The sequence below is a fragment of the Candidatus Paracaedibacter symbiosus genome (assembly GCF_000757605.1).
Classification (GTDB): Bacteria; Pseudomonadota; Alphaproteobacteria; order Paracaedibacterales; family Paracaedibacteraceae; genus Paracaedibacter_A; species Paracaedibacter_A symbiosus.
The window spans coordinates 918366-942364 of record NZ_JQAK01000001.1; the positions used below are offsets into that span (position 1 = coordinate 918366).

A 23999-nucleotide genomic window follows, 5' to 3' on the forward strand; every position below is an offset into this window, starting at 1 on the left:
CCCTCGTCCTGCCACGAGTCCTGATGCGCTTGCCTTACGGCGCGAATACGCTTCCTGCCGAAGGATTGAATTTTGAAGAAGATGTTGCTGGTGCCGATAGCAAAAAATTCTGTTGGGGCAATCCAGCCTATATCTTAGGGGAGAGAATCACGAATGCATTTGCTCACTTTGGCTGGACAGCAGCGATCCGCGGCGTTGAAGGCGGCGGTATTGTTGAAGGGCTTCCTGCTTATACTTTTAAGACAACTGATGGTGACATTGCGCTAAAATGTCCAACAGAAACAGCGATTACTGATCGTCGTGAAAAAGAATTAAGCGACCTTGGTTTCATTTCACTGTGTCACTGTAAGGGAACAGACTACGCCGCCTTTTTTGGGGGTCAAACAACCCAACGTCCCAAAGTTTATAACCTGGATGATGCAACAGCTAACGCCAATCTCTCAGCACGCTTACCCTACCTCCTGAATGCATCGCGATTTGCTCACTATATTAAAGTGATCATGCGCGATAAGATTGGTAGCTTCTTGACGAAAGACAATGTGGCGCAATACTTAAACACTTGGATTGCCAACTATGTCTTGCTGAATGATGATGCGCCTCAGTCAGTTAAATCTCGCTATCCTTTGCGCGAAGCTCGTATCGACGTCTACGATATTCCAGGCAAACCCGGATCCTATCGTTCTGTGGTTTACTTAAGGCCGCATTTCCAAATGGAAGACTTGACAGCATCGATTCGTCTGGTCGCGACATTACCACCACCAGCGCAATAAGTAGATGTATAGGGTATTAATTTCGAGGAGAATTGAAGATGTCGACAAATAGAGGTCAATATGGATCCCACCAACTCGCTGATAGAACTTCTTCTATCCCAATGGTGGACCCAAATATTCGTCATATGAATAATGTATCAACCCCAGAATGGATGATTGAGATTGATGATCTATTATCCTCAACAATTGAAAATTTTGAGGGGTTTTCAGAATTATACGGTTGGTATGCCGAGCAGGGCCGCATGACAAAAGGACGGACCGGCAACCAGTTGTTTTCTACAGCAGCGGTCCAACATTCTAATGTGTTGATTGTTTTGCCAGCGGGTATCTTTATTCCGACATTGGAAACCAAGATGAACACTGGCGCAAACATTGCTCTTATTAAAATTGTGCGACTTGCGAATGTGGGCGATTTGAAAGTCTCATTGCAAGAAATCGAATATACAAATTGCAAAATCGATTCAATGCAACAGCAACTTGATGAAATTATTATTTCCTTCCGACCTGAAACAAGGCAAAATACGATTATTAAGTACAAGCAAGATGGTAGCAAAGAAGGACAAGCTGTGTCCAAGTTTGACTACACAACAGGCACTGGTGAGTAATTTGACACGAGACATCTTTAAGGAAGCCCTGGCGGAGCCCAAACGCGAAAGCGGGGCTCCCATTCCTTTATTCGACCGATTAATCGATCACACCCCCGACGAAGAAACAGAAGTTCCTTGTAAACGTTATTACAATAAATTTGAATTGATTCAATCAATTGAACGGGAAGTTTTTCGTATCCTCAATACTCGCTCAAACGCAAAACATGCCGAATTTGACGATCTTACCACACTCCCTGAAAATAGGGGCCTCGTCCAGCTTTTTGGATTGGCCGACTTTTCCCAATATGATGGGACCAATAGTGGCCATCGCCCCCGCATTGCCCGACTTTGCGAAGTCGCCATTGGTATTTTTGAGCCGCGACTAACCAATGTCAAAGTCACAATTCTTGAATTTAACAAGCAAGAACAGACCCTCAATGCCGCTATCTCTGCTTTGATTGCTATCCCTGAATACCAACAAGAAATCACTTTCCCCATGACAATTTCTGCCTAAAAGTTTTTATGCCCCTCTCCTTTCAAACTGTGAAAATGCCATCCCCTTCTGGCGTTGCCCCGCGGACTTGATGGAAAAATTACCCCGAAAAACGACAAATTGCTCATCTTTCATTACCAATCTACTAGCAGCAAAATAGCAACACTTTGATATAATCCAACATTTTCTGTGTACTAATTTATTTTTGTTTTTAAACAAAATTGACTAGCATTTTAATTGATGATCAATTTTTAAAATTTAAGGGAATTGTAAATGAGAAGTTTACTTCTACTTTCTTCCGTCCTCAGCCTTGGTGTTGCAGCGACTTCCACTGCTAATGCCAGCGGTTTTGGTGTTAAAGTAAACAGCACTGTTCTTCAAGGGCAGGCAAATGCTGGTAGTGCTGTGATTAACGATCCGCTTGCCATGTACAATAACCCAGCCATTTTATCACAAATTGGTGCTAAAGGTGGTCGTTTTGAAGCTGCCTTGAGTGGTACGGGTATTTTGGGAAATGTTAAATATACAAATCTCAATACAGGCCTAAACACAGGGAATATCGTAAAAAATAAATTCACAGGAACAGGTGCTGCTGCATTTGCCGCTAAAATTCATCCTTGTGCAACAGTCGGTTTGGCGATTACCACTCCTTATGGGCTTGCTTTTAACTATGGTCGCAACTCAGACGTAAAAAATTACGTTGTTGAATCAGATTTGAAAACAGTTGCCTTTTCTCCAAGCCTTGCTATTAAGGTCAATCCAATGTTGACCTTGGGCGCTGGTATGGATGTTCAATGGTCTTATGTGAAGTTCAGCAGCTATCCTGTTCTCTCCCTTCCCACTACATTTGGTACTGCAAAAGGGAATGACTGGCTCGTCCGGGGTACGTTTGGTGTCTTGGTTGAACCAACACAAGATATTCGTTTTGGTGTGTCCATTAAAACCCGTTCAACAGCACGTCTTTCTGGCGACTTCGTGGTTGAAAACCCATACCCTTCAGCTAATTTGGTCAACGGCCCTGCGTCAGCAAAGGTGAGCTTTCCAACCACTATTACTTTGAGCGGTAGCTATAATGCCACTTCAAAGTGGACCATTTATGGAGATTTCATCCGTACCAACTGGTCAAGTATTTCTTCTGTTATTGTGAATACACCAGCACCACCTTCCCAGATCGTTGGCGGCTGGGAAGATACAAACTTTATCAGCATTGGGACAGACTATAAATTTAATGACAAATGGACTGTGCGTGGTGGTTTAGGATTTGACTATACCCCCACAGCAAAAGCAAACCGTGTTCCTGGTATTCCAGATAACAACAAAACTTGGTTGGCTGTTGGTGGGTCTTATGAAGTTAACTCTTGGAAATTCAGTTTGAGTTATGGTCATGAATTCTTTAAAAATGCGCCAGTCCAACAAACTGCTTCATCTTTAAACGGTGTTCCAGCTAAACCAGCGCTTAATGGTAAGATTAAAGAACATGCTGATCTTATCAGCATCCAAGTCAACTATAAATTCTAAGCTAATTTAAAAGTGACTTATAAAAGTGACTTATTGAGAAAAGGGAGTTTCATTGAAACTCTCTTTTTTATTTTTAAAAGGAATTATTAACCACCTATCAATTATAATTTTTTATTAGATTTTTAAAATTTAAGATGTAAATGGAGATTCCCATGAAGATTTCATCAACAGGCATCGTTGTGTTGAGTGTCTTTGGTTTTATGGCCAGTGTTCAAGCAAAAACTCCTGAAAAAAATCCACAACACCAAGCAGCTAATCTTCCCAATCCTTTTTCTCCAGATGGTTATTGGCAAACTGAACGATCTGAAGGAAAACTTGCCTCAAAAATACATGTTTATCAATGTGGTGAAAAAACTGTTTGCGGTAAAATTGTTGCGCTGGAAGAGCCAAATGACCCAACAACTGGCAAACCAAAAGTTGACCCTGAAGGCCGTCCACTCATGGGCATGGAAATTATGAAAAATTTTAAGAACTCCGAAGGGATGGAATGGACTGATGGGGAAATTTACGATCCAAAAGAAGGAAAAACCTATAGCGCTCAGTTTGAGATTGCAGAAGCAGGAAAAGTGATGAAATTGACTGGATACGTCCTCATCACCCTCCTCGGGAAAACCCAGACGTGGCACCGAATTGGTAAAGATGAACTATTGAAATAGGTTAACTTAAGTAGGTTTTCTGCTTTTTTGGCCTCAGTATGGGCCATCTCCTCGAAATTTAAGCGCTGAGGATATAGCCTAAGCATAGCATTTTGGTCTACAATACGCCAACTTCGCAGAAAACAGCCATCAACTCCCTTCAGAGCGAGAGCATCCATAGCAAAACTTCAAATCTCTTGAATCAACCCAGAGGTTCTTAATTACGTACTATGAATGTTATGCCCAAACACATAAGTGAGGAAAAGAAAATTAAAATTTCCATCCTAGACGGATTAACCCCTTATTAGAGCGTTGATCAATGTTAACTTCTCCTTCATATACGACACTGATATAGATAGCGTTCTTAAATAAAAGTGTTGTTCCTACGCCAAAATTGAAAAGATTTCGATGTTTATTATTAACTGAAACGATGGCATTTCCCTGTTTGCCTGTAAAATTTGGTAGAGCATTTTGGTTGTTATTTAACGCTTTTCTATACGTATACCCTAACTTAATAAAACCATAGGCTTGAGTGTCTTTAAGCATCCACATCTTAGAGACTTGCGCCCCTAATTTACTTTGAATGAAAGGGGCATGAGAGGATAAAACTTTGGCGTTGATAGCCCCCTTTTCTTGCGTTGTCTTCCCCTGTTGATAAAAGTAAAGGCTGCCGATTCCAGCATAAGGGGTAAAAGTATAATCATCCGCCAATTTAAAGTCATACCCTGCTTCAATAGTGGCATTAACATGGTGAGAACACTGCTTCTGACTAGTATTAAATACGCCTATTAAAGAGTTTTTTTGATCTTTTAATATATGATATCCATAGCCGGTAAAAGCATTAACATACCAGTTTTTTGCAGGATACCAAATTCCATAGAAACCAAAACGATAGCTATTAATCCCCCCTTCTCCATACCCCTTATTGAATTTATAATTCGTGTAACTATACCCTGTAATTACCCCTAATATCAGATTGGGATTAAACGCATAATCGGCTCCCAGATTGGTAGCATAAGTGTTGGCAAGAATTCCCAGGGCAGAACCTTCGTTAATATTAGCGATGTTATTATGGGAAAAATTCCTCACATCGTTCTGGATCCAAAAAGTGACTTTATCAAGCTTTAACCTAAAAGAAGGAGGCAGCTGTTTGCTCTCAGGGAACGGACTGAAGGGATTCGTTAAATAAGACGAAGCAGTTTTTTTACCAAAAATTTGTGATATTTCGTGTTTAAGAGAGGCATTAGTATGGTTAACGAGATCCACAAACAAATTAGTCATATTGGCCTTATCAGTAGTGAGTCTCCCAGAAGTATGAGCAAAGAAAATATCGCTGCTGTAGCTCATTTCAGCAGCAGCCAAAGCTTCTGCAATTGGAACATTAAAAAGTAGCTGCGATTGAGGAAGATCTTCTTGTGGAGGCAAACTAACTTCTATGGCAGTATTAATTATTAGTGCAGGGACAGGCTCTCCTTGTTGAAGAATCTCTCCAGCTTGTGAGCCAGGGGGAGGAGACCCCACGTCATTCCCCTGCTCCACTTCCATAGAAATGGTTGCTGGATCTTTAACTATTCCTATCTGATCCACCCTATCTTCCTCAATACTCTGCTCAGCTTGTGAAGCAGGCACAGGTGATAACACTTCAGTCCGATTACCCAACTTTAGAGGAGTGTTCTGCGAATCGTTACCTACTCCTTCCAGGTCGGAGGCACCCGCCTCAGTACTCTGCACAGCTTGTAAGCCAGGTGCAGGAGACCCCACGTCATTCCCCTGCTCCACTTCCATAGAAATGGTTGCTGGATCTTTAACTATTGCTCCCTGATCCACCCTGTCTTCCTCAATACTCTGCTCAGCTTGTAAGCCAGGTGCAGGTGATAACACTTCAGTCTGATTACCCAATTCTGAAGGGGTGATGGTTTGTAGGTTATTAACCATTCCTACCTGATCCACCCTGTCTTCCTCAATACTCTGCTCAGCTTGTAAGCCAGGTGCAGGTGATAACACTTCAGTCCGATTACCCAATTCTGAAGGGGTGATGGTTTGTAGGTTATTAACCATTCCTACCTGATCCGCCGTGTCTGTCTCAATACTCTGCTCAGCTTGTAAGCCAGGTGCAGGAGACCCCACGTCATTCCCCTGCCCCACTTCCATAGAAATGGTTGCTGGATCTTTAACTATTGCTCCCTGATCCGCCGTGTCTGCCTCAGTACTTTCCTCATCTGGTAAAATATCGGGAAAAGAAACCCCTCCATTTCGACTCTCTCCTTCCAAGGAAGTCGCCTTTCCGTGATTTGAAAGAATCGTTTTTTCAGCGTTTTCATCGGAACCTTTAGAGCTATAGGTAGAAAAATTATGATCATAAATCTGCTTGTTAGTAATTTTTACCAAAACCTCATAAGTATTATAGATTATTTCATGGTCTAATTTCTCTGACTTGAGAGTAGTGGAAGCAAATTGAGTAGTAATTTCTTGCTTCGAAGAAAGAATAGTATAGCTTTGAGGAGTTAAAATATTATCATCAAGATTATCATCAAGCATAAGGAGGGATAAAGTTCCCCCTAATTTTACTGTTCCATTAACAATGAGTTGGTCAGCCTGCCCTTCCGCATTAACGTTACATATAAAAATGTGATCTTCCCCAAAACAAGCATCCTCTGTAATATTAAGGGTAGGGATTTTATTCCCAATAGTGGTAGTGCCCTTGCTTGATAAGGACTTAATCACCCCGCTCGCATTTAAGGTACCTTGAGGACCGACAATAATAGGAGAGTTTTTTAGGGTATCCTCAATGTTTAATTGACCTTGTTTCACCTCCGTTATACCAGAATAAGTGTTTTCTCCTTCTAAGGTAAGATCTCCCTTCCCCATCTTAGTAAGCGACCCTTTACCTGAAATATGACTGCAGGAGATATTGTCAGAGCGATTGAAGATAAGCTCTGAGTCATTGATGATCTCGCCCCCTATACGCCCTTTTTTTCCTCCATTTCCAATTTGCAAAGCCCCATTCTGGATAGTGGTCTTACCAGAAATCGTATTTGTCCCTGTAAAAATGGTTTTTCCTGAAAAAATGTTCACACTTCCCCTTCCATCAATAAAAGCGGAGAATAGGTAATTAGAATGAGGGTGATTGAAGTTAAGAGTTCCATTGCCCTCGCCAAAAGTAACAAGGTTCGTTTCAAGGGTTCCAGCAGGCGCTGCGTCATTGGGATCGGTTGAAGCCGCACCAATATTTAATTCCCCCACACTATTAGCTTTGCTACCAATAAAAACTCTATCACTGCTGACTTTCCCTCCTCCCAAGATAGTAAGAACGCCTCTTCCTTCGAAGCCAACATTCAGAAGTTCGATATCTATCAAATCTGAATTGAGTTCTGAAACAGTGACTGTGCCTATATAATCAGCATTAAAACCGATATAACGGTCATTATCCTTGGCTATGATACCATCCTCAATTGTTGCATTTTTGCTTTTATCTAAGTCGCTATTAAAGAAACCACCAAGAGTAGTAGTGGAAGTAGATGTGGAAGATGTGGTTTGGCTGCCCTGCGTTCCAGTAGTTCCTCCATGCGCCATACAGGAAGATGAGATGAGCCCAAGTGATAGCGAAGTGGATAATAATAAAGGAGAGATAAACCTATCAACATAGTGTTTTTTAATATGATCATTAGATTTCTCGAAAGCAGATTGAAGAAGAGGATATATACTTTTTTTTATCATCTTTAATTCTTTTCTTAAACTCAATAAATTGTGAAAATTAATCTTTTCGGCTTCTCAACATTTTCATCTTCTCGACGTAATAAGGGCTTAGAGGGTTTTTACAACCCCCTTGAGAAGCTTTGTTTATTAGGCTTTTTGCAAAACTAAGAATGTTGATTTAAGGTCAAGTTTTTATAAAAAAAATATAACAAGGGACTGTTGTGATCCTATGTATCAAACTCGTTCTCTTGAAATTCTTCATCACGGATGTGTTCGGAAAACCTTGAATAAATCACACTATTTACAAGAAGGCGAAGAGCAAAATAAATTTACGTCATAGGAGTGCCGTTGACCCATAAAAATGACGAGAATTTTTTTGCTTATGTTGAAGGCAAATAAAATTTGTTAGGACAATTTTAGAATGGCGCGAATGATTCTTATAACCAATTTTTGATAAAAGAGGGCGTTGACTAAAAAAACTATTTTTCATAAGAGCTACTTTTTTTTACCGCAAGATTTTAAAATTTTTGAAGTGTAATATTTAAGCGTATTTATAATTACAAACTTTAAGACAATTGAGTGTAAGAGTATGGGGGTCTCTCCCCTCCGAAATAAGGTGTGCAATAATAGGTTTCACATTAATGGTGTAAAAAATTGCATTAATTTCAATAAACATGCTTGTTCTAAATTGCTGTTCTCCATAAATAATTGGTATATTTAATTTATTTTTAATTAAACTTCAAGTTGTTTTTGTAAAAAATTAATATTTAATTGTATATAACCATTTGGATTCCAACTGAGAGGTTAAGTTTATTAATGCATATTTAAGAAAAAAGTATGCAGAGTCGGTCAAACTCGGGGTTTGCTACGGGCTCGAAAAAGAATAGTAGACAAGGATCTTGCTTATCTTGCTGCTAGGAAAGAAGTCTATAAAGCAAGAGTAAATCCTCAAATCACATCTTCATGCTCTCATAAATTTGATCATGGCGAACTCACATACAAGAGGAGAAAACAATTTTCTTAGGTTTTTTCTTTACTTAACTTCTCTTGTTAGTTTTTTTGTAAGAAAAATAAGGATAAGTTTTTCCTTGCCCAAGAATTAAACTTTAAGGCATTTTTAATGCCCGAATGTATTGAATATACAGAAAATGGCGTGTCTGTTCCTGTGCTTCTTGAGATACAGGATGTGTGGAGTCGATAATTTTTTCATATCCAACTGGAGAGTGATTTGCTGGAAGTACCACACGCAACTATTTTCCATCCAAGTTGATAGAATCTCCCTCTTTAATCATAAAAGAAGGTGTGTAAGCAGAAGGAGTGGAGAGTAAAATAAGGGGATTAATTAAAGTAAAGAACACTTTTTCATTGATTTCACTCTAAACAGGCAATATCTTCACCCATTGTTTTCAGAGTTGGTTCTTGTGTAAGATTTTCAAGTTTTTCAAAATATTTTATTCCCCCCCAAAAACTCGCCGCACAAGGGATAAAGATGAGCCAAAGTCCCCAATGACCAAAAATTTCAGTTAAATAGACTAATCCGAAGGAGGTGAGGACATACATGGAAGCCCTGGTTAAAGCATAAATAAAACTTGTATAAGTAAATCTTTTGAATACAGGAAATCTTTTAATAAATACCGGCATAGCGGGCGCTGCCGTCATCGCAAAAAAGATGATAAAGTTTTGGATATAGAATAATTGGGCGCCGCTCGTAATAACTGAAAGTAAATAAGGACATATTAATAGCATGGGAAAGATCGCCCATAACTTATATTTTAATATTCTTAAAGGGTGTATGTAATAACTTAGAAACGCAAAGAGTAAATACCCGATAGTTTGGACAATAGAAACAAAAAAATTCTGCTTAATGATGTCGGTAGCTGAATAGTGATAAGTAAATTGTAAAATATGGCTGCAATGTACGTAGACGAAATAAAAACAAACTGGCCAGGCACAATATATTAAGAAAAAAGCCAGTGAAGTCTTGCTCTTCTCTTCATTAAAACTGTTATCTGAAGAAACACCCTTTACAATATTTCGACTCTTATTAATAAACTTTTTTGATTGGAGAAACTCAGGCGTCTCTCTTAATCGAGTCCGCGCCAGCGTCCCAATCACGGCAATCGAAGCGCCAAACCAAAAAGCAAGTCGCCATTCCAACTTCAAAGAAAACACAATCATTGCAACTGCTAACGCCATCATCGTTCCAAAAGCGGAAGAACAAGCCATTAAGCCAACTGCTGGATATTGATAGGGCGGTTTAATCGTTTCTGTTAAGTAAATTTCTGCAGCTACTATTTCCCCCATGGAAGAGAGCCCTTGAATAACGCGGCATAAGGTAACTGCCCACGACGCTGTAATTCCTATTTGGGCATATGTGGGAACATTGGCCATCACAATACACGATAAGGACATTAACATCGTTGTAATAATGACTGTCGACTTTCTTCCAATATTATCCCCTATATAGCCAAATATAATAGCCCCAAAGGGTCTCAAAACATACGTTGAGCAAAAGGCAAAAGCAGCAAGAAGGGCTGATGTATGGGGATCTGTTTTAGGAAAAAATAGCTCGTTTAAAACAACCGCCAAATGCACATACAGCATAAGGTCAAAATATTCTAGAAATGTTCCAATTTGAAGTAATCCAATGGCTTCTTTATGGTTTGGTTTGAGTGGGGAAAATAAACTCATTTTGACCTTTAGAAATTAGATAGCAATATTTTTCTTATAAACTTTTAAACTTTTAAAAAGTTTTACTCCACGCTAATTATCTTCTATAATTCTCGGAAATTTTTTATTTTCATCTGACATTACCTGACATTATAGTGAGTTAAATCCCAAAAACCACCTCGATTAAGAGATAACTAAATATAAAACAATCTAGTAAGATTAAGTGGATGCAACTTTTATTCTCCCTATTTCAATTAACAGCAGAAATTGGCTATCTCTTAATTCGCATTAATTTTTTTTAAAAACTCACGCAGAAGAAGCCTTTTTTTCCTATTAGATTTATGAAAAGAAAACTATGAAAAGAAAATAAAAAATGAGAAAAGTGAGAGAAGCCAATGGAGAGCCTTAAACCTTACCAAAAGAAATCTTTTGCTCTTATCCAAATTGGTGCCTTCCTAGAATATTTTGACCTTTATTTGTATGTTCATATGGCTGTCGTGCTCAACGAGGTATTTTTTCCTAAAACAGATCCTTATACTGCTTCTCTTATTGCTGCTTTTACCTTTTCCTCAACTTATCTTTTACGCCCTTTAGGTGCCCTGGTTTTTGGATATCTTGGAGACAATTTTGGTCGAAAATCCACGATAGTTATTACAACATCCATTATGGCTTTTTGCTCCTTTGTAATTGCTTCTCTTCCTTCCTATGAAAAAATTGGTCTTACCGCTTCGGTCGTGATGATTTTATGCCGAATGCTTCAAGGGTTTTCTTCCATAGGAGAGTTTATAGGGGCATTAACCTATGTGACGGAGTCCACCACTCCCCCCCGTTCCTATTTTTATACCAGTTTAGTTGCGTTTTTTACGAGCTTAGGAAGTACTTTTGCACTGTTAATTGGGAGTGTGTTTTTGATTATGAATAGCGCGGATGGATGGAGAACAGCCTTTTATTTTGGGGCCGCCATTGCGGTAGTTGGATCAGTGGCGCGAACCCAACTCCGAGAAACACCTGAATTTCTGCAAGAGAAATTACAAAACAAAACAAAACATAAAAAAATTAGTGAATTACTTCCCTCCCAAAAGACTAAGAAAAACTTCCTGTGTTATTTGGGGGTTGAATGCCTACGGCCTCTCTATTTCTATTTTAGTTTTATTTACCTAGGGCAGATTCTACGAACTCAATATGGGTATAGTGCCGCGGAAGTGATTTACCATAATCTTTTTATCTCAGGAATAGAAGCTCTTGCTATTTTGGCGTACGGCCGGTTAGCGCTTAAAATTTTCCCATTAAAAATTTTAAAAGTACGCGGCACACTTTTCCTAGGTTTTGCTCTTTGCTTGCCTATGCTTATAAATCATGCCTCCAGCCCCGTGCATCTTTTTTTAATTCAATGTGGCTTACTCATTTTAGGCGAAGGGGTAACCCCTGCTCACGCTTTATTTTTAAAAGCTTTTCCAACAATTGGAAGATATACTCAAGCAGCTGTCGCTTATGCTCTCTCGCGAATCGTCACTACTTTGCTGACATCTTATGGATGTGTTTTCGTTGGAGAGTATTATGGAATAGAAGGAATAACAACCTTTTTGGTAGGGGTAATTTTAATTCATCTCACTTCTATCTACCACTTTGATAAACAACAAAGAGGAATCCAAGAATTAGTTTCTCAACAGTATAGTGAATCCAATTGATATTCGGAAAATTATAGCACTCAAAGTTGAGGTGATTTTTTCGCTTGGCCGACAAAGCGGGTATTCTTTTCTTTTGGGCGGCAAGACTTATTTAGGAGATACCTTTAGGAGATACCACTGTCGTGGATCGGGAATGTTTTAACTCAATTCTAAAATATCCATGTTTAACAGATTATGATATTTCCATGAAAAACTTTAGATTTTATCTAAACATTTTGTCAAATCGAGTGTCTTTCATTCACTCAGCTTAGAAAAAAATTTCGTGCAAAAGCCCTGGGTGCAGTCCCACTTCCCCAAAAATTTTTGCAACAGGCCCCGTTTCATATAGGGAGGTGTGCATCGCCTCATTTTTTTATTTTTGGAATATTTTACGTGGTGATAGAGAAGAAGAATAATTATATAAGCATCAATATCTTTCTAAGAAAATAACCAGAGATTGTGTGCTATGAAAATTATAGTAATGTTTTTTATATTTTTAGGATGTTCTCCTGTTTTCTCTTCAGAGCTTTTCCCCTCTCCCTTTACCTATTCTTATAAAATTGAGGAGGTTCCCCATACTGTTTGCAAACATAAAGAAATTATAGGTGCAGATCAAACACACCTACAAGGGTATACAGGCAAAGGTATTAAAGTTGGTGTCATTGATACGGGGGTTTTTGATTCTTCTGGTTTTAGTAATGTAGCTGAAATAGATGCCCCCATTGAGTCTGCTAAAATAGAAGAAGAAGATTCTTCTCATCCTAACCACGTTGTGTCAACCCTTAAAAGTATTGCTCCAGATTGTCATATTCTTGTGAGCTGCTATCCATTGTGGTCAGGTCAACTGGACCACCAATCCTATGAAACTCAATTGGCAAAGACTATAATAGAAATGGCAGATCATGAAGTTAACTTTATTAATGTTTCTTTAGGTTTCGAGAGAACGGCAGTTTTAAGAAGTTCTATAATAGCATATATCTTTCCAAAAACAGTTAAAGATGCTTTGCGCTATGCCCGAGATAAGGGCATAGTGGTGTTCATGGCTGGTTCTAATGAAGGCCAAGTATTAGGAAGGTCAATTTACCCAAATATCCTGCCTTTTTTAGAAGAAATGAATGGGCATTTTTATTTTGTTTTAGCTTCTTCTTATAGCCAAATATATGAACAACGAGCCTCATTTAGCAACGTTCCTGAAAATAAAGAGCTGGCGAAATACTGTTTAACAGCACCGGGTGAAGGTATCTTAAGCCTTAGCATCAAAGGAAAGGAAATTGTATGGGAGGGAACCTCAGCCGCTACACCCATAGTTACCGGCGCAGCGGCACTTTTAAAACAAGCTTATACCGACCATTCTTCGCAGCAAATCTTACAGCGTATGGTCCAATCTTTACGCACAACACCTTTACATAAAATAAATATTACCTTTGAAGGATTTCTTGCAAGTGAAGCTGGTCGCTTCCATCGTGAGATGATTGAAAAAGCTGGGTCAGGTCACGAATGGTTAAGGACTCAATTTAGACGAGCTATTATTCAACGTAGAATAAAGGATAAATCTGAAAAAGGGTTCAATACCTACAAAGAGCAATATATAGAAAATCTCCGGCAGAGGGCTTTAATTGAGTATAATTATGGCATGAAACACTGCTGGGAGGAGGTGGGAGCCGGCATTTTAGATATTCAAGCAGCGCTGAAATGTATGGTCCCAAAGGGTGATGTTTTGGGTTAGTGATAGATAAATGCTCAGGCCTTGATTTCCAGTCTTTAAATTGTGAGATTCATAGAGGTGGTTTCAATATTTTATAGAAGGCGAGACACAATTTTATGGCTTTGTGAGGCTCATCTATACCTATCGCAAAGGACTAGGAGGGCATTAAAGCCCTCTTTTTCTATGGATGCCCCCCCTTCTCTGTCACTTCAATGTTATTTTTTTGAAAGTTTCATGCTCCAACCTTACGTGATAAATGCTTATCTACCGAGTAGGTATTCTTTACCCTAATTTTGATAACTTATATTAAATGAGGAATATATAAATGAAGAAGCTCTTTCTCTGTGTAAGCATCTTAGCAGCTAATGCCTTTCCTGCGTTTGCTGAAGAAACAAAAACTGAAAATAAACCAGTGATAAATAAAGATACTATCGAAGCAAATTGGCATATCTTAAAAGGAAAGGTTATGAAAAAATGGGCTAAAATAACAGATAATGACATCCTTCATATGAAAGGGACGAGAGAAGAATTAAGAGGAAAACTCCAAGAAAAATACGGCTATGACAAAGAAAAAGCAGAGCAATATATTGATGAGTTTTTAAAAGAAAACAACCCTTAGAAGTTTGCGACATAGATATTCTTTTCAGTTAGATGGGTTATTATTTATATCATCCTGTAAGTGTGAATGTCCTCTTTTCAAGAGGCATTCCCCCAGAAAAACTTATCCAAGCGTTGCGATAGAGTATTATCTTTTAATCATTGCTTAGACTTTCATTGCCAGGAATTTTCTGAGCACAAAGAATGATTGGGTTCTCAAGGATGAGAAGGAAGTGGTCGGGTAATCCCCCCAAATTGTGTCTAGCAGGCATTAGACCGACAACTTCTTTTCCCCTATTTCTTATTTCTCTCTTTTAAAACCTTACACCCTTAATTCCCAATCCATCTGGTGAAGGACGCGTCCATTCACCTGAATTTCAAGCAAGTGCAGTCCTGGATAATGGGTGCGAGTCGTCACCTTCTTAAGATGATGGCTTTTAGTAATAAGCCCCACTCCTTTAGCTGGTAGCATGAGTGCTTTAAGCTTAAACACCTTGGGCGACTTGCTCTGATTGGCTTTCACGAAGTGAATAATATAATCAATCACCACTTTTTGCGGGTTAGCTGATAAAGACTGAAGCCGGAACTCAAACTCGATCTGCTCTCCAATTGTAAACTTTTTTTGATTTATCTTAAATTCCGTGATCTTAATCTGCGCGTCCTGCGACACGTCTATCAGTTTAAGCGCCTCTGGATGTCCCTTCTTGATGAGTGTTCTCAGTGCCCGGTGAATGATCCATTCAATCTTCGCAGCGTCCTCGGTACCCGCCGATTTCTTCCAGCTCGATAAAAGCGTTATCACCCAGTCTGGATGATCTTTAGCTATATCGTTTAAGTGATTGGAGACACTCTTTCGGACATACAATTCGGAATCAAACTTCAGCCTCTCTAAGATGAGCAATGGAGGAGAAGGATCTCGCACGAACTCTTGCAGTCGTTCTCCCCACGGCAAACGAGGCCTTGTCCCCTCACAAGCCCAACGACGTACATGGACGTCCTTATCTAAGGCACACGTCTCAAGATATTGCAGGGTATAGGAAGGATGGCGTTTTAAAAAAGGCCTCACGGCAAACTCGGAGGTAAACAGACGCGTTAATTCTTTGAGGGCATCGAGTGAAAGCTTCACTTCCTCAAGCCCATACGCTTGAATAAACTCTGTGTATGGCCAGAGAGCAAAGCCATTAAGCGCCCCACATTCAGTCGACTGAAGAAGAATTTTCACTGCTTGAGAAAAATCCTGCGGCAGCTGGTTTCGAAGCTCATTTCGGATAAGTAGTACCCGCCCCTTCATTTCAACAGTCTCAAGTTCTTGCGCAAGTTCTAAAAAGCATTGCTGATTAAAAGGGGGATACACCTTACCTATAGCCTGTGACATCCGCTCAAGGAGAAGTTTATTAAATATGTGTTTGAGAGCTTGAGGATTTGAGGCGGATTGGGTATCCAGTTGTTGCGGCATTTAAGTGCTCCTTTTTTATAGTAAAGTCAGTCCCATTGCCGATAAAGTCGCTGGTAATTTTATCCGCATTACCTAAACCCTTTCGATAAGCATAGGCTAGTTTTACGAAACCATAGAATTGGGTGTCTCTTTTCATCTTTTAATAGATTTTTGCGCAGCTTTTAGGATGCTAATTTATTTAGGGCAGCGCTTAAACGACTAAAGTCAAAATCATTTTTATCTTTAAGGGCGTCTATTTCTTCTTGTACCCTTTGTAAGCCGGATTTTATTCTTTCAAGCTCTACAGCTGGATTCTTATCAAACAAATGTCCTAGCATAAGTTTCTGCGCCTTTTGCTTAAGTTGTTCAAAATCCATAATAAATGTTTGCACTTCTTGCTGTTCAGCTTCCAGCTCCTGCTTTTTTTTATAAGCTTCAAGATACCGTATATAAGCTTCATTTAATGTTAGATTGCTGTTTTCACTCTCAATTTCTTTAACATCAAGAGATTCTTTTAAAATATTAAAAAAGAAAAAGTTATTTATTCCCCTATTGCAGGCGTAATTATAATATTCTAGGATGGCTTGTTGGCAATCACTAGAAGCTACTTCATAAAAAAAGCTTTTAAAATAATTGATTTTCTGTTGAAAAAGTGTGCCAAGAAATAATTTTTCTGTTTCCCCTAAATCTTTTCTCAAGGCATCAAAGGAACCTTCCTTTTCAAGTTCGTCGTGAGGGGTATCTTTTTGTCTTTTAGGGGCTCTTTCTTCTTGTTCATTTGTCCAAGAATCAACAACCGGTTCTGCTTCTGCTTCTGTATCTTCATCTTCAATTTGATGACGTCTCTTAGCTTTTTTTCTTGTTTTCTCTGTAGCTTGGGATTTTTCAGCTGAATCTTCCACCTCTTTCATACTAGAGTGGCTTCGTATTGGATTTTTTTGCTCATCAGATATGGGCAGAGGTTGAATAATATTAGTATAACTCATTCCTAGGTTTGCTGCCCTAAAATTAACATAATCTTTTATAATTTGGGCAGTAAGCTTATCAGGGTATCCATCACGTGACTTTATATACTTTAATTTTTTCAAGGATTTTATAATTTCATTTCCTAGATTAAGGTAAAAAGTTGAAGGATTAGACTGCTTATTTCTATAGTTTAAAGATTCAAGATCTTTGTCATCAGAAAGGGATCCTTTAATTAAATTAACTCGTTTCATAAGGCGCCCACTTACCCTGCTTAAAACCTCATTAGCCATATTACGATCCCATTTTTTGGTATGTTGAAGACAATACAGTAATGTGCCATAAAGGGTCATAACAACATTAATCGACCTATTTCTAGGAAGGCAACCATCAAGGCTATCGATAATAAATAAAAACCTAATAGTTGATTCCAACTTATTTAAAGTTATCTGGCCTTGACTATAGTCAATACAAAATAAAGAAATTGTCCTAGCCGCCGCATTATTCAAGCACTCTTCCATAGATGAGGATGTAACAGCATCTAGGATAATAGGTGAATTATCAGAAAAAATATTATCTTCAGCCTTATCAATTAATATATTATTGGCTCTAACTATATACGTATCCTCCTCTTGTGGCTGAAGAACAATTTTTAAATTATTTTCAGAAAGCTGCGCTAAGCTAGATAAAGGTTGAAAGGAGTCTTTCTTGTCTGCTGGTTTTTCCATGGCATGGCTAGAGGATAACCAAGAAGCCAAAAATATAAATAAAATTTTTATCATTTGTAAGCTCTTAAGTATTTTAAATAAGTATTTTAAAATTAATTTTTTTATATCTAAAAAATAAGAATCAACCTTTAATTTTTCAAGTCTGATTATATTAGCAATCAAATTTCATTATATCATACTAAGCTATTACACTATTATAAACTATCTAAAAAGTGGCGCCGCCAACTGGCTTAGAGAGGAAGTGCCGGCTAGATAGTTATGGTTAAAGGAAGGCACGATGCGCTTATCTCAAAAGTTGGTGATAATCCTGATTAGGCAACAGCTTTTTCATCTATGGCGATGAGCTCACGTCCATCGGAGAATTTGACACCGGTAATAATTTGTGGCAACTGGTTTTCTCATCAAGGCAATACAGTAATCATGTCAAAGAAGATGACACTTAACATAAAAGCACTGATAACATTGTTGGAACCGGCTTGGAGACAAGCTTTATGTGGAGAGGTAGAAGTTCAATGTTTTGAAACATAATTATTCTATTTTAACAGAAATAGGCTTTTCAAAAGGGTGGTTCTGTGTCAAATTTTAACGACGTTAAAAATATAATGACTATTATGTAAACCAATAACCCATGAAAAATACTTATCCGGTTCCTCCATTTATGAACGGCTACTCATATTTTAACGGATCAAAAAAATATTTAATTATTGAAGTGATATAAGTGATGACAAAAGATTCTTCTCTTACTGATCGTAAAACTCTCACTCTCAACTTTGACAAGGGGAAAGAGCCGGCCAGCATTCAAGAAAAATTGCAGCAATTAAAAGATCTGTATGCAACTGGCTCAAAACCGGCAAAGGTAACCCAAAACAAGAAGAAAGGAGTCCCGTCTAAAGCAGTTTCTCCTAAAAATGCTTCGCAAGCCGAAAAGGGGAATAAGGCAAATAGTAAAGAAAAATCCCTTCAAGAGGTGAGGGCTATCAAAATAGCAGCGCGCCGGAAAAAATTTAAGCAGCTTCAGTTAGCGCTTGATTGGCTGAAAGAAACCTATCCCCTTTGTTTTAAGAAAAATGAACCCGTCCCACTGAAAAAACGCATTGAAAAAGATATCTTTGCTGTCCTCCCAGACAACCTTCCTTTTTCTAAAGTAAGTATCCGGGATGCTATCAGGTTTTATGCTCATTGGAATCAATACCAGACAGCTCTCATCACTGCTTCACATCGCTATAACCTTCAAGGAGAAGCCGTAGAAGAAGTCACCGAACACGAAAAGGAGTTTGCTCGCCAGCAACTTCCTACCCCAAAAGCACACTAGGCTCTGGGCCCCTCTTAAGAGGCTCAGTTAAGGCTTTTAAGGCTGGTTTTTGCCATGTTTTGCGCTAAATCATAAGCTGTTTTGGGGTTCTTATCGACTAATTCGTGTTGATATTGTACCGGCGTAAGAGCTTAATAATCCCCACGTTAACTTATTCACTGCTTGCTGATACCGTTGCTGTTCATTAGCTGCACACACCCCACCTAAAATTCTATCAGGAAGAAACTTAGCGATGACATTCAGCATGTTCATCAGACTAATAGCGCCTTCTTATGCCTTGTATGTTTTCACCTAACCATGCCTTATTCTTCACTCATGAAAGGGATATTAAACTTTACGCCCCTCCCCTTTTTCTATCGTAAAGGGCGAGAGTCGTAAAATTTAGTATGGTGAGCTCTATCGCTGAATAACTCAGCCAGTTCTTAATCTCTTCTTATAAGCATTGCTGTTACTCTTCTTAAGAGATTTTTTCAAATATTCCCTATTCTTTTATTTAAAAACGGAATTAAGCAAAGAAATGGTATTCTTATTATTTAAGTCAAGCTCATTGCTTTGGGGAGAGAAACTTTTTCCGTATTGATTACTCCATCGCCCCAAAAATGGGCCCGTGCTGAAAAAAGTTTTACTTTCTAAAGCATAAGCCTCTGAGTGTTTATCTGTTAAAGCATAAAATTGAATACGAGAGCCTTGATTGGTGTCAACTCTCAAGTTGCCCGTCCGTACGAAATAGCCTCCATTGTTAAGAGTTGTTTCTATTTTGAAGGCTAATTGCATGATCTCGTCATACTTGCTCTTTTTCATCTTGGCTATTGCGTTGTTTAACCAACTGCGGGATTGTTGGTAGCCACTATTTGAGTCTCCAAGTTTATGATAAAAAGCGCGGGCGCTAATATTGGAACCCTCCGACATTTTTGATTCATGTAACAAAATCAAGGGAATTGATCGTCCGTTAGAACCCTTCAAATATTTAAATGCTACGATATCAATGCCATGGCCAGAGTTATTATAAGGGGCTTTATAAGTCTCGAACCCTTTATTTTCTAATAAATTGAAGACGAAGTTTTCTCCGCAGTCCCCAATACCCTCATTAGGGTGACAGGGAACACATGTAAGACAATGAGAAGCGTTATTTAAAGGAAGAATGTCTACGTCATCAAATTTTCCTGCTTGTGCCGTAGAAAATAAGAGAGACGTGCCAGTCAGTAAGGCATAAGTGTAGGCTAGTTTCTTAGAAAGAGGCATTTTATTCCGAGTGGTCATAATATACTCCGTAAGTTGTATTTTACTATTTGGCCTTTAAAAGGGAGGATCGGGAGGTCCTCACTGGTTTTATTAAAGCATTCTTTAACGTACGTTATGCTTTAATGGCTTCACCCTATTCACAAAAAATTACCCTTTCTATCGCGTAAATGTGCGTAAGACACCTACCTACGTAAAGATGACATAATTCAAGAAAGCTGAAAAAAATGTTGGATTTCCTTTAGGATTTAGGGCAATGGTTAAGTAAAGTCTCTTTTCAGGGGCCCTCAATCTAAAAAGTATGTTATTTCGCAAAAATGATAAATAATAAAGACGGTCTTTTAGACGACACTTATGTGAAGCAACTCGATTTAATAAATGGGATTAAATTCACCAGTCGGGAGATAGATATTATTGCCTGTCTCTTAAGTGGAAGAGCTCCTAAAGTCATCGCTTCTTTTCTATCAATTTCACCGCGCACCATCGAAACTCATATCCGTAGCATTATGCTAAAGGTAGACTGTCATTCGCGCGAAGGAATATTAAATTTTATTGAAAAAACCGATAGAGTCTCCATTTTAAGAAATCATTATGTAAATTTATTCAGCGATTTTACTTTTAAACAAAGGTTGCAGGAAGTTTCAAGATTAACCAACCCAAATCCCCCCATTGTTTCTCTTCTCTTTCAAGCGGAAGATCTAGCAAGCATAGAGCTTGCTCGAGAACTAGAAAAGCATCTAAAACTCGCAGGAATTAAGCTATCATTAACCCCGCAAAAGAAAGAAAACCTCATTTCTTATTTGATAGCTAAGGAAGATGCTGACCTTACCGGGTATTTTCTGGTTATTGCTCCTACAGACCTTATAACGCAGATTCAATCAAGGGAAAGTGAAGGGAAATCAATTCCTTCCCCTTCCTTCCCCGAAAAAGTTACCACAAAACCAGGCTCTCTCATTTTTCTTGGAGTGGATAAAGAAACAGCCCAGTCTGTACCCGCGGATCTAGAAAACAGCGACTGGATAGATTTTAGTAAGCAGCAAAATTATTATGTTGGCGTTTTTAATATCTTAAAAAGAATAATAATTAATCCAAAACTGGAGAAATTAATTTCACAGTTTAGCGAACAACACGCTCCTCTGCAGAATGACTATACAGCCCCCTTGGATCGCCTTGAAATAGAAGAAAAGGAAATCACCTCAAATGATAACTTTTATTCAAACCTTCTAAAAAATCCCCGTAAGGCTTTCTTACGACGAGGAGCATTTGCTCTTATTATTCTTAGTCTCTTCAGCGTAATATTTGTAGGGAAAAAAGCAATTCAACCAGCATTTCTCCCCGCCATTCCGTCGGTTCGATCGGATTTATTTATTCCGACTGACTCCACTCTTCTTTCACGTCCTGACCTCCTTTCTAAGATAGAAAAAAAGTTAAACAAAAAACAAGCTATTCAAGTCATTGCTCTTGTTGGTATTGGGGGTGCGGGGAAGACCACCCTTGCACGACAATATGCCCGCAATCAACAAGCCTCTGTCGTATGGGAAATTAACGCAGAGACCAAGGAAAATCTGGTTAACTCCTTCGAAAGCTTAGCCCACGCTTTGTGTAAAACAGAAAAAGAAAAAAAATATTGAGAGAAATCGAAGAAATTAAAGGTCTCTTAGAAAGAGAACAGAAATTACTCTCTTTTGTAAAAGAAAAATTGAGAACCCATTCAAATTGGGTATTAATTTACAATGATTTAAATAATTTTAGTCAAATTCAAAACTACATTCCTCAAGATCAAAACACATGGGGAGAAGGAAGAGTTATTCTTACAACAAGAGATAGTAATATTAATAGTAATGGCTATATCCATAGCACTATTGAAATAGGGGAATTAACTGCTAGCGAAAAATTAATCCTTTTTACCCAAATTATGAATAATGGGGACACAAATCAATTTTCCCCTAACCAAAAAGAACAAGCAAAAACTTTTCTAAACAATTTGCCACCCTTTCCTCTGGATATCTCTATTGCCGCCTACTATTTAAAAACCACGAATATTCCATATGAAAAGTATTTGGAATATTTAAAGGATTATGATGGAGACTTTGCGCTCATTCAGGAAAACATCTTGAAAGGGGCAAATAATTATTCCCGGACACGCTACAGTGTTATTGCCTTATCTTTAAAAAGCCTTATAGAAACAAATAAAGATTTTGAAGAACTCTTATTATTCATTTCTCTTTTAAATTCTCAAGATATCCCTAAAACTTTACTAGATACTCATAAAGGTGAAGTGGTGGTCGATAATTTCATCTATAATTTAAAAAAATATTCTCTTTTAACCAACAGCACTTCTACCTTTTTGTACTCCTTTCCTACTCTTTCGCTCCATAAAAGCACCCAAGAAATAAGCTTGATGTATTTTGTAAAAACACTCCACACAGATCAAAACAATCAATCCCTTCAGGCAATTTTGACTACTTTGGAAAAATATGCAGCGACGATAATATCGGAGGAAGATTTTTCAAGAATGAAACTTCTCGCAAGCCATTGTGAGGTTTTTTTAAGCCACCCCATTTTTGTAAACAATGTATTGAGAGCCGCTCTAAATGGCAAATTAGGAATTATTTATTTTTATTTAGGTGATTATAGTAAATCTCAAAAAATCCTAGAAGAAAGCCTCAATTATTTAAATAAAGATTCTCCGGAAAATTATTTTAGAGTTCCTAATATATTAACACACTTAGGAATGGTTTATAGAAAGTTAGGGAATTATGAAAAAGCCAGAGACTTACTGGAAAAAAGTATTCAACTATACCATACTCACTGTCCAAATAGTTATATAGAAATCGCCCAATCGTTAAGATATTTAGGAATGGTCCATAAAAGTTTAGGAAATTATGAAAAAGCCAAGGAACTATTCGAACAAAGTCTATTAATTCACCAAACCCATCTTTCTGAAAACCATAGGGGGTTTGCCTGGTCCTTAGGATCTCTAGGAGTAGTTTATAGAAAACTAGGTTACTACGAAAAGGCCAGAGATTTACTTGAGCAAAGCTTGGCAATTTATAAAAAAAATTTCCCCAAAAACCATGGGGGGTTTGCTTGGACTTTAGCCCACCTTGGAAGAGTATATATATGTCTGGGGGACTATAAAAAGGCCAAGGAATTATTTGAACAGAGCCTTAAGATTTATAGAACTCATCTTTCTGAAAACAATGTAAGAGTTTCCTGGGTATTGGCGCCTTTAGGGATCGTCTATAGAGAGCTGGGGGATTATGAAAAAGCTAAAGAATTACTCGAACAAAGTTTAGCAATCTATGGCAATAATTTATCTGAAGACCACATTGCAATTGCTTGGACAACTGCCCACTTAGGTATTGTCAATAAAGGCATGGGAGATTATGAAACCTCAAAGAATTTACTTGAAAAAAGCCTTAAAAATTATGAAAAGCATTATGGTAAAAATCATCCAGAGAACGCCCGTATTTTAATGGAGCTGGGAAAAGTATATCTGTTGGAAGGACATTTAGAGTCTGCACAAAATCTTATTACGCACTCTTTAAATTTATTCTTACAAAACAAGCATCCTGAAGCCTATATAGCATTAGAATGTTTAGCAGATCTCTATCTCCAAAAACTTACCCATGGAATCAATAAGGATAATCCCGAACAATCTGAGAACTTTAAGAATCAAGCTAATGGGTACCTAAATCAAGCCCTCGACATCGTAAAAAAACATTTTCCACCAACTTCTCCTCATATTAAAAGAATAGAGTCCAAGATAGCTGGGCAAAATTGAATCTCCTTTCAAATATATAGAAGAAGATAAACGTCATTTCGCAAGATGTTTATCCAGGGAAAGGGGGTTTTTTAAGTTGTGGACTGCCAAAGAAGCCAACGCAAAATGTCAGGACAAGGTCTTAGCCAGGCTCTAAGAATCAATCTGGGAAGTGAGTTTAGTCCCCTCACCCCCACTCCCTCCTGGTGGTGAAGTTG

General features: G+C 38.3%; 16 protein-coding genes. 11 read left to right on the forward strand and 5 right to left on the reverse strand.

Annotated elements, in window-relative coordinates; all coding sequences use genetic code 11:
- From tssC to IG80_RS14595, 5 genes are all read left to right on the forward strand, one after another.
- Window positions 1–770: type VI secretion system contractile sheath large subunit (tssC, locus tag IG80_RS12410; RefSeq protein WP_032112696.1), on the forward strand; the 770-nt coding region annotated here is incomplete at its 5' end.
- Between the two features lie 38 nt (window positions 771–808).
- Window positions 809–1375: a hypothetical protein gene (locus IG80_RS0104225; protein WP_032112697.1), complete on the forward strand. Its 567-nt coding sequence runs from the start codon at window positions 809–811 to the stop codon at window positions 1373–1375.
- Window positions 1347–1871, forward strand: a complete 525-nt coding sequence (tssE, locus tag IG80_RS0104230) for a type VI secretion system baseplate subunit TssE (RefSeq protein WP_232224322.1) — start codon at window positions 1347–1349, stop codon at window positions 1869–1871. The genes IG80_RS0104225 and tssE overlap by 29 nt, the downstream gene beginning before the upstream one ends.
- A gap of 252 nt (window positions 1872–2123) precedes the next feature.
- Complete coding sequence (locus IG80_RS0104235) at window positions 2124–3368, forward strand: OmpP1/FadL family transporter (protein WP_032112699.1); 1245 nt, start codon at window positions 2124–2126, stop codon at window positions 3366–3368.
- Window positions 3369–3520: 152 nt separating this feature from the next.
- On the forward strand, window positions 3521–4024 hold the full coding sequence (locus IG80_RS14595) for a DUF2147 domain-containing protein (protein ID WP_052046010.1): 504 nt from the start codon (window positions 3521–3523) through the stop codon (window positions 4022–4024).
- A gap of 249 nt (window positions 4025–4273) precedes the next feature.
- Here IG80_RS14595 and IG80_RS0104245 read toward each other — a convergent pair whose 3' ends face one another.
- Together IG80_RS0104245 and IG80_RS0104250 are read right to left on the reverse strand one after the other, a co-directional pair.
- Complete coding sequence (locus tag IG80_RS0104245; protein ID WP_032112700.1) at window positions 4274–7720, reverse strand: autotransporter outer membrane beta-barrel domain-containing protein; 3447 nt, start codon at window positions 7718–7720, stop codon at window positions 4274–4276.
- Between the two features lie 1350 nt (window positions 7721–9070).
- Complete coding sequence (locus IG80_RS0104250) at window positions 9071–10390, reverse strand: MFS transporter (protein ID WP_032112701.1); 1320 nt, start codon at window positions 10388–10390, stop codon at window positions 9071–9073.
- 374 nt (window positions 10391–10764) lie between these two features.
- On the opposite strand from IG80_RS0104250, the gene IG80_RS0104255 reads away from it, so the two are divergent.
- From IG80_RS0104255 to IG80_RS0104265, 3 genes are all read left to right on the forward strand, one after another.
- The gene (locus IG80_RS0104255) at window positions 10765–12057 is read left to right on the forward strand and encodes an MFS transporter (protein WP_052046012.1); all 1293 of its coding nucleotides are present in this window, start codon (window positions 10765–10767) and stop codon (window positions 12055–12057) included.
- Between the two features lie 460 nt (window positions 12058–12517).
- Window positions 12518–13762, forward strand: coding sequence for a S8 family peptidase (locus IG80_RS0104260; RefSeq protein WP_032112702.1), 1245 nt, complete (start codon window positions 12518–12520; stop codon window positions 13760–13762).
- Between the two features lie 304 nt (window positions 13763–14066).
- On the forward strand, window positions 14067–14360 hold the full coding sequence (locus tag IG80_RS0104265; RefSeq protein WP_232224323.1) for a CsbD family protein: 294 nt from the start codon (window positions 14067–14069) through the stop codon (window positions 14358–14360).
- A 300-nt stretch (window positions 14361–14660) separates the two neighbouring features.
- Here the strand turns inward: IG80_RS0104265 and IG80_RS0104270 are convergent, their stop codons facing one another.
- Together IG80_RS0104270 and IG80_RS0104275 are read right to left on the reverse strand one after the other, a co-directional pair.
- The gene (locus tag IG80_RS0104270) at window positions 14661–15794 is read right to left on the reverse strand and encodes a DNA alkylation repair protein (protein ID WP_032112703.1); all 1134 of its coding nucleotides are present in this window, start codon (window positions 15792–15794) and stop codon (window positions 14661–14663) included.
- A gap of 161 nt (window positions 15795–15955) precedes the next feature.
- Entirely contained in the window at window positions 15956–17626 is a 1671-nt protein-coding gene (locus IG80_RS0104275) for a hypothetical protein (protein ID WP_032112704.1), read from the reverse strand.
- Window positions 17627–18185: 559 nt separating this feature from the next.
- Between IG80_RS0104275 and IG80_RS0104280 the strand changes: the two genes are divergently transcribed.
- On the forward strand, window positions 18186–18776 hold the full coding sequence (locus IG80_RS0104280) for a ProQ/FINO family protein (protein ID WP_032112705.1): 591 nt from the start codon (window positions 18186–18188) through the stop codon (window positions 18774–18776).
- A 489-nt stretch (window positions 18777–19265) separates the two neighbouring features.
- Here IG80_RS0104280 and IG80_RS0104285 read toward each other — a convergent pair whose 3' ends face one another.
- A complete protein-coding gene (locus IG80_RS0104285) occupies window positions 19266–20036 on the reverse strand; it encodes a hypothetical protein (protein ID WP_032112706.1) in 771 nt (256 codons plus the stop codon).
- A gap of 296 nt (window positions 20037–20332) precedes the next feature.
- Between IG80_RS0104285 and IG80_RS0104290 the strand changes: the two genes are divergently transcribed.
- On the forward strand, window positions 20333–21646 hold the full coding sequence (locus IG80_RS0104290; RefSeq protein ID WP_032112707.1) for a helix-turn-helix transcriptional regulator: 1314 nt from the start codon (window positions 20333–20335) through the stop codon (window positions 21644–21646).
- Window positions 21643–23802, forward strand: a complete 2160-nt coding sequence (locus IG80_RS0104295) for a tetratricopeptide repeat protein (RefSeq protein ID WP_032112708.1) — start codon at window positions 21643–21645, stop codon at window positions 23800–23802. The genes IG80_RS0104290 and IG80_RS0104295 overlap by 4 nt, the downstream gene beginning before the upstream one ends.
- The last annotated feature ends 197 nt before the right edge of the window (window positions 23803–23999 follow it).